Here is an 11,698-nt window from a genome sequence, read left to right on the forward strand (position 1 = left end):
CTCCACCGTGGCCCGATATTCGCCGGGCGCGTGATCGGCAAAGCCTTGGCGCGGCGTCTTCAGGTACGGGCTCTCGGCCGTCTCGCGCGGCAGGCCCTCGGTGGACTTGCCCTTCCAGGCGAAGTCGTAGCTCAGCACGACGCCGCGGCCGGTGGCGCGGTCATAGGCAAGAAGGCGATCGGGCACGTAGAGCACGATGTCGCGCTGGTCGCTCTCGCGTGCGCGCTTCTGTACGAGATCCTCGATCTGGAACACGAGGTCGTAGGCGAAGGCGCCGAACAGGCCGAGCAGCCCATCGTCATTGGCGGAGAAGGCGGCAACGAGATCACGCACCAGCGACATCACGCTGGCACGGCGCGTGCGCTGGTCCTCCTCGACCGGGGCGTCGCCGCGGATGATGTGGCCGGCCAGGCGCGAAGCGGTCTTCTCGGAGATCACCACGCAGGGTTCGCGCAGGACGTCGGTGAGGAAGGCGATCAGCACCTGCCCGCGCGCGTTCAACGCTTCCAGCTTGAAATTGACGCCAGTGGTCTCGAGCTTGAGCGGCGGATCGGAGAAGCCGAGGTCAAAACTCTCGTAGCGGCCGGGCACGGTCGTGCCCGAGGACAGCACCACGCCGCGGCGGCGGTCGAGCAGGCTGATGAGATCGTCGAGCCGGTTGGCGCCGCCGGTAAACTGCTCGGCCACGCGCGTGATCGCAAGTCCTGCGCGGGTCACATAGTCGCTTCGGGCCGGGAGGGCAAAGACTGTCCTGTTCATGTCGTCCTCTTACGAAACTTGCCGAGGGAACGCCACACAGGACAAACGATCAGGCCGCCGCACTGCGTTGGCGACCTCAGACGATTTGGGAAAGGAAAATCGCACCGGCCACCTCGTTAGGAGGTGCGCCACCAAAGACGGGCTGGGCGGACGGCGGTGCTCATGGGGCGATACTCACCATGGCCGGGAGGCGGCGTCAAGGGTTTGGCCATTCCTCCCAGAGCTCGTCGTCCCGGACAAGCGAAGCGCCGATCCGGGGCCCATAACCACAGGATGGAGTTTGGCGAAGACTCGGAGTGACATTTCCCGTAACCACAAAATCCTGTGGTTATGGGTCCCGGCCCCCCGCGCGCAATTGCGCGCTAGGCCGGGACGACACCGAAATCGTGGCGCCGTCGCGGGCACTATCACCCTAGATGCTTCCGGAAAAACTCCGTCGCCCTGCCCCAGGCGAGCTCGGCGGCTTCTCGGTCGTGCACGGCCTGGCGCTGCTCGTTGACGAACGCGTGCTCGGCGTCATAGCGGAATAGCTCGAGCGACTTGCCCGCGGCCTTCATGGCCTTTTCGAAGCCATTGACCAGCTCCGGCGTGCACCAATCGTCCTTGTTGGCGAAATGGGCCTGGAGCGGGATCTTGACGTCGGCGGGCTTGGCCGCCTGCTCGGGCGGGATGCCATAGAACACGACGCCGGCCGCGAGCTCCGGAATCTTGGTCGCGCCGATGATGGTGACGGCGCCGCCGAGGCAGAAGCCCGTCAGGCCGACCTTGGCGCCGTTGCGCGACAGGTATTGCGCGGCGCCGCGCACGGTCTGCGTGGTGGCGTCCATGAAGTCGAGCGAGTTCATTTCCTTGTTGGCGGAATCCGTATCGTGATACGGCACCACCTTGCCCTTGTAGAGATCGGGCGCCAGCGCATCGAAACCGGCCAGCGCAAAGCGGTCGCACAGGCCCTTGATCTGGTCCGACAGCCCCCACCATTCCTGGATCACGACCACGCCCGGCGCGTTGCCGCGCGCGGCGTTGGCGAGATAGCCCGAAGCGTCCTTGCCGTCCGGGCGCTTGAAGGTGATAGCGGTTCCCATGGTGTCCTCCGATGAGTTTTGGGGGAGCGATTGGCGGCATTTTGGCGGGTGAGCGGCAGATAGGCAATCGCGCCAAACAACACACTCTCGTGCCCCGGATGCAATGCAGCGCGCCCCTGGCGATGCGAAAGCATCGTCCAGTGCGGCGTGGCGCGTTGCTGATCCGGGGCCCAGCGGCGAGCACGCTGGGTCCCGGCTCTGCGCAGCAGCCTTGCACGCTGCAGCGCGTCCGGGACACCGGCGACGCCAACAAAAAAGCCCCCTTGCGGGGGCTTCTTCATTTCTCGTCTTACGCCGCTCAGTGGGAGCTGGCCCAGACCTTCTTCTTGGTGAAGTACATCAGACCCGCGAATAGGATCAGGAACACGAAAACCTGAAATCCGAGGCGCTTGCGTGCTTCCATGTGCGGCTCTGCGGTCCACATCAGGAACGTGGTGACGTCCTTGGCATATTGCGCCACTGTGGCGGGCGAGCCGTCGTCGAAGGTGACCTGGCCATCGCTCAGCGGCTTCGGCATCTTGATGGCGTGGCCGGGGAAGTATTTGTTGTAGTAAGAGCCCTCCGGGATGGTCACGCCTTCCGGCGCCTTGTCTTCGTAGCCCTGAAGCACCGCCGCGACGTAGTCCGGGCCCTGCTCCTGATACTGGCTGAAGAAATCGATGATGAACCAGGGGAAGCCGCGCTTATACGAGCGCGCCTTGGTGATCAGGGAGAGGTCGGGCGGCGCAGCGCCGCCGTTCGCCGCACGCGCGGCCTGCTCGTTCGGGAACGGCGACGGGAAATAATCCGCCGGGCGCCCCGCACGCTCGAACATGTCACCCGCATCGTTCGGGCCGTCCTTGACCTTGTACTCGGAAGCGAAGGCTGCCGCCTGCGCCACTGAATAGCCTGGTCCGCCTGCTTCGGCGAGGTTGCGGAAGGCGATGTAGGACAGGCCGTGGCAGCTGGAGCAGACTTCCTTGTAGACTTTCAGGCCGCGCTGCAGCGCGCCACGATCGAACTTACCGAAAGGGCCCGAGAACGACCATTTGTTGCCCGGAGGCGTGTCGCTGCCTTCGGACGCCTTCGCACTGTCGATCGAGCCCGCGAACAACGAACCGGCGAGCGCCAGCATGATCGCGGTCGAGACCATCGGCGTCGACCTGCTCCCGGTCTTGGCCAGGACCGCATCCGAGATCGAGTTCGGCACCGGCCGCGGCTTCTCGATGCGCGAGAGCAGCGGCAGCACGATCAGGAAGTAGGCGAAGTAGCAGACCGTCAGGACCCGGCCGGCAACGACGTAGATGCCTTCCGGCGGCTGCGCGCCGAGATAGCCGAGCAGGATGCAGACCACGACGAAGATCCAGAAGAACTGCTTGGCGAGCGGGCGATACTTCGACGACTTCGTCTTGGCGGCATCCAGCCAGGGCAGGAAGCACAGGATGATGATCGCCCCGAACATCGCGATGACGCCCGCGAGCTTGTTCGGGATCGAGCGCAGGATGGCGTAGAACGGCAGGTAATACCATTCCGGCACGATGTGCGGCGGCGTCACGCCCGGGTTCGCCGGAATGTAGTTGTCGGCGTCGCCGAGATAGTTCGGCATGTAGAAGATGAACCACGCGTAGAGCAGCATGAAGCAGGCCACGCCGAACATGTCCTTGATGGTGGCATGCGGCGTGAACGGCACCGTGTCCTTTTCCGTCTTCGGCTCGACGCCGTCAGGATTGTTCTGGCCGGCGACGTGCAGCGCCCAGACATGGAGCACCACGACGCCCGCGATCAGGAACGGCAGCAGGTAATGCAGCGAGAAGAAGCGGTTCAGCGTCGGGTTGCCGACCGAATATCCGCCCCAGAGAAGCGTCACGACGCTCTCGCCGACATAGGGAATGGCGGAGAACAAATTGGTGATGACGGTGGCGCCCCAGAAGCTCATCTGGCCCCACGGCAGCACGTAACCCATGAAGCCGGTCGCCATCATCAGCAGGTAGATGATGACGCCGAGGATCCACAGCACCTCGCGCGGCTCCTTGTACGACCCGTAGTAAAGGCCGCGGAACATATGGACGTAGACCGCGACGAAGAACATCGAGGCGCCGACCGCGTGCATGTTGCGCAGCAGCCAGCCGTAGTTGACGTCACGGACGATCAGCTCGACCGACTTGAAGGCGAGATCGGCGTGCGGCGTGTAGTGCATCGCCAGGATCACGCCGGTCAGGATCTGCATCCCCAGCATGAAGGAGAGGATGGCGCCGAAGGTCCACCAATAGTTCAGGTTGCGCGGGGTGGGATAGGCGACGAACGACGAGTGCATGAGGCCGAAGATCGGCAGGCGCCGCTCGATCCATTGCAGGGCCGGATTGCTCGGCTGGTAGTCGGATGGTCCGCTCATGATGCGATCCTGAGGAAATAGTACGACGAGACGGCGCGAAGCTTCGGACGAGGGTCCGAGGCTCAGCCGATCTGGATTTTGGTGTCGGAAACGAACTGGTACGGCGGCACCGGCAGGTTCGCGGGCGCGGGCCCCTGGCGGATGCGGCCGGACGAATCGTACTGCGAACCATGGCAGGGGCAGAAGAAGCCGTCGTAGCTGCCTTCATGAGCGATCGGGATGCAACCGAGATGGGTGCAGATGCCGATCACGACCAGCCACTGCTCGTGGCCAGACTTGACCCGGGCCTCGTCGGTCTGCGGATCGGGCAGGCTCGCCACGTTGACGGCGCGCGCCTCGTCGATCTGCTTCTTGGTGCGGTGGCTGATGTAAATCGGCTTGCCGCGCCAGAACACCTTGATGTCCTGCCCTTCGGCGACCGGGCTGAGATCGACCTCGATCGGCGCACCTGCGGCGATGGTCGAGGCGTCAGGATTCATTTGGGAGATGAAGGGCCAGAGCGCGGCTGCGCCCCCCACTGCTGCAGCTGCCCCGGTTGCAACGAATAAGAAATCACGGCGTGTCGGATGGTCCGCCGAAGACGCTGTCGTCACGATTCCAACCCTTTCTTCTTGTGCAGCCGGTGGAACCGCTCCAGGGGGCGCCCATGAGGTCCCCGGAAAGGCTGCCGGCGCCCGCGGCCCCCCGCGGCGGCAGAACTTCGCTCATCCACCTCTAAACAGGCGAAACAGCAGTCCAGAATCGTTCTATTGGCACCCTTGCCGGGCGAGCGCAAGCCCGCTATCGGCGCGGGAGCGTGCAATGCACGAATTCCCGGGCAGGCGATGTTTTATTGAGACATTTCCGCCCCGCAACCAACCCGTCGCCCATGATGCAGATAGCGCTTTTCCAACCCGACATCCCCCAGAACACGGGCACGATTCTCAGGCTCTGCGCCTGCCTGGGACTGGCCGCCCACATCATCGAGCCCGCGGGGTTCCCGGTCTCCGACCGCGCGTTCCGCCGGGCGGGAATGGACTACCTCGGCCATGTCAGCATCGTCAGGCACGACTCCTGGCAGACATTCGAGGACTGGCGCGCCTTGCACGGCTACCGCCTGCTATTGTTCACCACCAAGGGCGCCACCGACTATCGCGATTTCCGTTACCAGACGTCGGACATCCTGCTATTCGGACGCGAGAGCGCCGGCGTCACCGACGCGGTGGTCGAGGCCGCCGATGCGCGGCTGGTGATTCCGATCAAGGCGGGGCTGCGGTCGCTCAATGTCGCCATGACCGCGGCGATGGCCGCCGGCGAGGCGCTGCGGCAGATCCGGGCCCTGCAAGTCTGACAGGTTGAGGAGAGACGATTGAGTTACGCGGTCAAGGAAATCTTCCTGACCCTGCAAGGCGAAGGCGCCCATGCCGGGCGCGCGTCCGTGTTCTGCCGTTTTGCCGGCTGCAACCTCTGGAGCGGGCGCGAGGCGGACCGCATGGATGCGACCTGCAAGTTCTGCGACACGGATTTCGTCGGCACCGACGGCACGCTCGGCGGCCGCTACGGCTCGGCCGCGGAACTAGCCGACACTATCGCCGCGCAATGGACGGCATCCAATGCCAACCGCTACGCGGTGCTGACCGGCGGCGAGCCGCTGCTCCAGGTCGACGCCGCGCTGATCGAGGCGCTCCATGCGCGCGGCTTCGAGATCGGCGTCGAGACCAACGGGACGATCGAAGCGCCGGAGGGGCTCGACTGGATCTGCGTCAGCCCCAAGGGCGGCAGCGAACTGGTGCTGCGCCAGGGCCACGAGCTGAAGCTGGTCTATCCGCAGGCCCTCGCCGCCCCTGAAGCCTTCGAGGATCTCGCCTTCGAGCGCTTCTCGCTGCAGCCGATGGACGGACCCGAGGTTGTCCAGAACACCGCGCGCGCGATCGACTATTGCCTGCGCCATCCGCAATGGCGGCTCAGCGTGCAGACGCATAAGACGCTCGGCATCAGATAGGGACAGGTTTTGTAGGGTGGGCAAAGCGTAGCGTGCCCACCATTCGAGATGACGGTAAAAGACGTGGGCACGGCGCAAGAGCGCCTTTGCCCACCCTACGGCACACTCCGCTTAGGACGCGACCGGGAATGCACATGGACAATTCGACGATCGAAGACCGCAAGGCCCGTGCCCGCGCCTGGTTCGAAGCCTTGCGCGACGACATCTGCGCGAGCTTCGAGCGGCTCGAGGACGACGCCCCACAAAGCCTCTATCCGGGCGAAGCCGGCCGCTTCAAGCGCACGCCTTGGCAGCGTACCGACCATACCGGCGCGGCCGGAGGTGGCGGCGTGATGTCGATGATGCATGGCCGGCTGTTCGAGAAGGTCGGCGTGCACTGCTCGACCGTGCACGGCGAGTTCGCGCCGGAATTCCGGGCTCAGATCCCCGGCGCCGCGGAGGATCCAAAATTCTGGGCCTCCGGCATCTCGCTGATCGCGCATATGCGCAATCCGAACGTGCCGGCCGTGCACATGAACACCCGCTTCGTCGTCACCACCAAGGCCTGGTTCGGCGGCGGCGCCGACCTCACGCCCGTGCTGGATCGCCGGCGAACGCAAGAGGACGCCGACACGATCGCCTTCCACGCCGCGATGAAGCAAGCCTGCGCGCAGCCGAACGACGTTGCCGACTACGACAAGTACAAGAAATGGTGCGACGAGTATTTCTACCTGCCGCACCGCAAGGAGGCGCGCGGGATCGGCGGCATCTTCTACGACTGGCACGACAGCGGCGACTGGGACGCCGACCTCGCCTTCACGCAGGACGTCGGCCGCGCTTTCCTGAACATCTATCCTGACATCGTCAGGCGCAATTTCGCGAGCGCCTGGACCGCTGCGGACCGCGAGGAGCAATTGATCCGGCGGGGCCGTTATGTCGAGTTCAACCTGCTCTATGACCGCGGCACCATCTTCGGGCTCAAGACCGGCGGCAATGTGGACTCGATTCTGTCGTCGATGCCGCCCGAGGTGAAATGGCCATGACGACGATGCAGCCCGCCTCCAAGCTGCTCCCCCGCGCCATGCTGATTGACATGGACGACACCATCCTGTCGGCCTATGGCCGGCCGGAGATCGCCTGGAACACGATTGCGAACGAATTTGCCGAGGAGCTGGCGCCGCTGCCGCCAGCGCTGGTCGCAACCGCCGTGCTCGCCTTCGCGCGAAACTTCTGGGCCAATGCCGAAGCCGCATGGCGGATGAAGCTCGCCGAGGCGCGGCACCTGACGGTCAAGGGCGGTTTTGCCGCGCTCGCGGCCGCCGGCCATCGCGCCCTCTCCGACGATCTCGCCGTTCGCCTCGCCGACCGCTTCACTGCCTATCGCGAGGAGGAGATGTTCGTCTTCCCCGGCGCGCATGAAGCGATCGACGAATTGAAGGCGCTCGGCATCAAGCTCGCGCTGGTGACCAACGGTGCCGCCGACACCCAGCGCGCCAAGGTCGAACGCTTCGAGCTGGCGCACCGCTTCCACCACATCCAGATCGAAGGCGAACACGGCTTCGGCAAGCCCGAGGAGCGCGCCTATCTGCACGCGATGGAGGCACTCGGCGTCACCGCCGAGGACACCTGGATGATCGGCGACAATCTGGAATGGGAAGTCGTGACGCCGCAGCGCCTCGGCATCTATTCGATCTGGATCGACGTGCATGGCGACGGCCTGCCCGAAGGCTCGACCGTCAAGCCTGACCGCATCATCCGCTCGCTGACCGAACTGGTGCCGGGCCGGCCCTGACCAGGGCCAAACAAAAAACTGAAAAACAACCCCATGCACAGTAGCCGGCCGCTGCAAAATCAAGCACTTGCGGTTTTTTCGAAATCCATTTGACGCGTCGGGCAAAACAGGGGTTGTCGAAATTTGCGATGGGACAGCTTCCGTGTCAGTGCATCCGCCCGCTCAGCGCGCCGTGATGCATTTGGGATGAGGCGCCTGCTGCTGACCAGCAGCCAGTCAGCATGACCGATTAGCGACTGCGGGCTTCTCGGCCTGATAGCGTCGATCGCGGTCTCTTCTGATTTGAACAGACTTCATAGCCCCCTCCGCTCCGCCAACCCGTCGGCGGAATTTCCCGTCGTGGCTGGCCTGCGTGATCGGCCCGTCATGACCGCTTGCTAGGTTCCCTTCCAAGTCGATCACTCGAAAGGAACAATCCATGGAATTGAAAGCCGGCGATGTGGTGATGCTGAAATCCGGCGGCCAGCCGCTGACGGTTGCGGAGGTGAAGGAGAACGACGTGCTCTGCCTCTGGATGGGCATGGAAGGCGACCTGTTCCGCGAAACGCTGCCGCTGGCCGCGCTCGTGCAGGTGGAAGAGGAAGACGAAGAAGAGGAAGACGACGAGGACGAAGAGTAGGCACGACCAAGACCGCATCCTGGTCAAGCCGGGCAGTTCGGCTCCGGCGCGCCTGATGTCCGTTTCTGCGCCAATAGCGGCGCAACAGCGGACATCGTGGATGTCGTGGAGGGGCAGCAGGCGACTTCCACGCTTCTCGATCCGTATCACCAGCGTTTTGGGCCGTGCCTTGTCACGCACTGACCCTCGCAGGTTCGAGATGCTGCTAGCGGAAATTACGTGCGTTGAGCGGGTGCTTGTGATTGGGCACCGGGCCGAATTCGCTGCGTGCTGCAAGTGGAAGCGTCTTTGTCGAGCACTGAACCATGTTGGTGCTGAGATTCAGGTCGCAGTCGTCATAATCCAGCGTCACGCGTCGCTTGCAGCTGTTCTTCAAGCTGTACCAGTTGACGCCGGTAGCTTTCGGCCAGGCCTTCTCTACGACGCACTGGCTTGGATCGGATTGTGCAGCCGAACTCACTGCTCCCACCGGTCGAACTCCATTTGGAGGTGCTGCGGCGATGGGCTTCGCGACGGGAGTGGCAGTCGGACTAGGCTGTGTTCTATCGACGCCGAGGATGTCTGCCGTCACGTTCTTCGCTGCAGAACCAAGATCCCGGGAACGAGCGTTTGCCGGCACCGCTCCGATGCGGACAGCGGTGGCAGCACCGCCATTTGTGGACATGGACTTACCATCCGGCTCGAGCGTGTAGTTCCATGTCCCTGCGCTGTTCGTATAGGTCAATACGTTTCCCGAGCAGGTCCACGTCCCCTGAACACAGGCCGGGTGCTCGCTGCACAGCGCTCTGCCGTCGGGGAGTATCGTGCCTCTGTTGCCGCTCCCCGAGTGTCGCCAGTCACCGATAAACTTGGCTGCGCAATTCGATGGTGGAGCGGCCTCTGCAACGGCGGCGCCGGCAAGTAAGAACGAAAGAATCAATAAATATCTCATTGCATTGCCAAGGAATGAGGTTGGGCCATAACGACCCCGAATGGCGTGCTCCCAAGAACGGCGTCCTCAGATGACGATGACCCGTCATGATGGAGATGATTACAGAAGGAAGCGACGGCTTTCGCAAGGGCTCAACCCATCCTACCCACTCTTTTGTATTTTTTGACACGTTGACGGCTCGACCATGTCGGCACGAGCTAGTCTCGACCGTCCTTGGATGGACACTTCTCGGAAGTGCCGTGGATGGACCCTGCAAACGTGAGGTGATGTCGTCACCTCGAGCTGTCGAAATCGAACTGGAGCAATTGCCCATGAGGATCACCGTCGAAACCAGCGTAGCGGCCCCTATCGATCAGGTCTGGCGGGCCTATACGACGCCGGCCGACATCGTGAAGTGGAATACCGCGTCCGACGACTGGCATACGACCAAGGCTACGGTCGAGCTACGAGAAGGCGGTGCCTTCTCGTCCCGGATGGAGGCCAAGGACGGTAGCATGGGCTTTGACTTCGCCGGCACCTACACGAAGATCGTCGAACACAAGCGGATCGAATACGTGTTCGGCGATCGAAAAGCCGAGATCGAGTTCGTACCCGGTCCGAATGGGGTTGTCGTCCGGGTCGTCTTCGATGGCGAACCAACGCACTCGGTCGAGCAGCAGCAAGGCGGTTGGCAGGCGATCCTCGACAACTTCGCACGATATGTCGAGGCGAAGCAGAAAAAGTCGTGAGGAGCCCGCTGCTCTACTTCTTCAGGATGCCAGGGTTGGTGTTTCCAAGTTGCCGGACGGCGGCGTCTGCGGCTGGAGTGTTGTACGTCGGGCGAGACCCACCGCTATCCTGATCAGGAGCCGCCGCGCCGAGTTTCTCACCCGTGGTGCGGTGGCTTTTGGCATTGGACGTGTTGGGGCCTGGCGAACCGCCTGTTCCGTTGAGCGTGGTACCGTTCGAAAGCGTCGACCCTCCTGTGCCGCTTGTCCCGGTTGCACCGCCAGCGGATGACGAACCACCCGAACCGCCTCCTGAACTCTGCGCAATCGCGAACGAGATGCCGCCTAGCAGGATGGCCGCCGTGATTGCAAAAAGCTTCATCCTTCCCCTCCGTTTATCACCGGCAAGTTTTCGAGAGCCGACGAACGTCTCGCCTTGAAGGCTCGCAACCTAGTGCCGTCGCACGAACCAGGCGCCAAGAAGAAATGCGACAAGGAGCGAGCGCAAAGGCGCCTTGACAGTTGTCTCGCGCAACTGGTCAGCCCATCTCATCGCGAGGTCCGACGAAGACGGCCGACGGCTCGCTCTTTCCCGCGGCAAGGCCGACGCTCGGCCGGACGTCTGCTCGACAGCACTGGGCTCGTTCGTCAGCCCGGACGCTTCCGTCATTGCCGAGGCTTCCTTCATATCCATGCGCGTCCTCCCATGTCGTTGACGAAGCAACCTGGTCCGATCTCCCTGGTTCCTCTCCGCAACACCTTGCGCGGTGAAAGGCTCCGCTGGAACAAAGCCCCCTTTGCCTTGATTGCACTTCCAATAATGGACGGCCTACCGGTTCCTCCAACCTCTGACACGGCGGGGAACGCAACCTTGCAGGGCCATTCGGCATTTACATCGCATGCAGCGCATAGCGATAATCGCGTTCATGTTTGCACTGGCCACAATGCTCGCACGCTGGGTCGGTGACAGCGACGTGCATACCGCGAGTCACGGCGAGCCCGACAAGACCGCGACCGTCGGACAGGCGCATTGACCACCATAAAACGAACGACGAACGAACCATTCCTTGCGATTCATTGTCGTCGCTCAGCCGAGATATCTACGCGACGAACTGCCTCGCTGCCGCCGAGATCATCACCAGCCCGCCGGTGATGACGGCTACATCCAGGATCGCGGTGTGGATGTGCACCGGCATCCGCTCGACGAAAGCCTTGGCGAGGAACGCGCCGGGGATCGCGATCGCGCCGATCAGCAGCGCGAAGGCGAGCACCTGCGCGGTGACGGCGCCGGCGAGCCCGAACACGGAGATTTTGATGAGGCCGGTGCCGAGCGAGATCATCGCGTCGGTGGCGATCACCGCGGCGCCCTCTAACCCTGCGGCCATCACCACGGAGGGCGTATTGCGTTTCGCTCATCCATCCGGCGCACCTACAAGCTGTTGTGTTGCCCGACGCGCAAAACACACGAGCCGTGGGG

The 11,698-nt window shown here is 63.4% G+C and carries 11 protein-coding genes and 2 pseudogenes; 6 read left to right on the plus strand and 7 right to left on the minus strand.

The features are described from left to right. The 4 genes and pseudogenes from MOV75_RS12630 to petA form a co-directional block, all read right to left on the minus strand. Positions 1-759 (minus strand): annotated as a pseudogene (locus tag MOV75_RS12630) (anthranilate synthase component I); the annotation flags it as partial. Between the two features lie 407 nt (positions 760-1,166). Further along, entirely contained in the window at positions 1,167-1,841 is a 675-nt protein-coding gene (locus MOV75_RS12635; protein ID WP_128924116.1) for a dienelactone hydrolase family protein, read from the minus strand. Positions 1,842-2,139: 298 nt separating this feature from the next. Further along, positions 2,140-4,212 (minus strand): cytochrome b/c1, encoded by a 2,073-nt coding sequence (gene fbcH, locus MOV75_RS12640; RefSeq protein ID WP_246921820.1) that lies wholly within the window; start codon positions 4,210-4,212, stop codon positions 2,140-2,142. A 62-nt stretch (positions 4,213-4,274) separates the two neighbouring features. Further along, a complete protein-coding gene (gene petA, locus MOV75_RS12645) occupies positions 4,275-4,805 on the minus strand; it encodes a ubiquinol-cytochrome c reductase iron-sulfur subunit (protein WP_246921823.1) in 531 nt (176 codons plus the stop codon). 278 nt (positions 4,806-5,083) lie between these two features. Here petA and MOV75_RS12650 point away from each other — a divergent pair, with 278 nt between their 5' ends. From MOV75_RS12650 to MOV75_RS12670, 5 genes are all read left to right on the plus strand, one after another. Beyond that, complete coding sequence (locus MOV75_RS12650) at positions 5,084-5,542, plus strand: tRNA (cytidine(34)-2'-O)-methyltransferase (protein ID WP_246921841.1); 459 nt, start codon at positions 5,084-5,086, stop codon at positions 5,540-5,542. A gap of 18 nt (positions 5,543-5,560) precedes the next feature. Further along, complete coding sequence (queE, locus tag MOV75_RS12655; RefSeq protein WP_246921826.1) at positions 5,561-6,193, plus strand: 7-carboxy-7-deazaguanine synthase; 633 nt, start codon at positions 5,561-5,563, stop codon at positions 6,191-6,193. A gap of 134 nt (positions 6,194-6,327) precedes the next feature. Then, entirely contained in the window at positions 6,328-7,215 is an 888-nt protein-coding gene (gene hemF, locus MOV75_RS12660; RefSeq protein ID WP_246921828.1) for an oxygen-dependent coproporphyrinogen oxidase, read from the plus strand. Then, the gene (locus MOV75_RS12665) at positions 7,206-7,964 is read left to right on the plus strand and encodes an HAD family hydrolase (RefSeq protein ID WP_246921830.1); all 759 of its coding nucleotides are present in this window, start codon (positions 7,206-7,208) and stop codon (positions 7,962-7,964) included. Before hemF ends, MOV75_RS12665 begins: the two co-directional genes overlap by 10 nt. A 418-nt stretch (positions 7,965-8,382) precedes the next feature. Continuing rightward, a complete protein-coding gene (locus MOV75_RS12670; protein ID WP_246921833.1) occupies positions 8,383-8,583 on the plus strand; it encodes a YodC family protein in 201 nt (66 codons plus the stop codon). A gap of 205 nt (positions 8,584-8,788) precedes the next feature. Here MOV75_RS12670 and MOV75_RS12675 read toward each other — a convergent pair whose 3' ends face one another. After that, complete coding sequence (locus MOV75_RS12675; protein ID WP_246921835.1) at positions 8,789-9,307, minus strand: hypothetical protein; 519 nt, start codon at positions 9,305-9,307, stop codon at positions 8,789-8,791. Positions 9,308-9,825: 518 nt separating this feature from the next. Between MOV75_RS12675 and MOV75_RS12680 the strand changes: the two genes are divergently transcribed. Then, complete coding sequence (locus tag MOV75_RS12680) at positions 9,826-10,242, plus strand: SRPBCC family protein (RefSeq protein WP_246921837.1); 417 nt, start codon at positions 9,826-9,828, stop codon at positions 10,240-10,242. Positions 10,243-10,255: 13 nt separating this feature from the next. Here MOV75_RS12680 and MOV75_RS12685 read toward each other — a convergent pair whose 3' ends face one another. Continuing rightward, positions 10,256-10,603 (minus strand): hypothetical protein, encoded by a 348-nt coding sequence (locus MOV75_RS12685; RefSeq protein WP_246921839.1) that lies wholly within the window; start codon positions 10,601-10,603, stop codon positions 10,256-10,258. A gap of 718 nt (positions 10,604-11,321) precedes the next feature. After that, positions 11,322-11,615: pseudogene (locus tag MOV75_RS12690) on the minus strand (sulfite exporter TauE/SafE family protein); the annotation flags it as partial. Positions 11,616-11,698 lie beyond the last annotated feature (83 nt).

This window comes from Bradyrhizobium sp. PRIMUS42, assembly GCF_023006515.1.
Classification (GTDB): domain Bacteria; phylum Pseudomonadota; class Alphaproteobacteria; order Rhizobiales; family Xanthobacteraceae; genus Bradyrhizobium.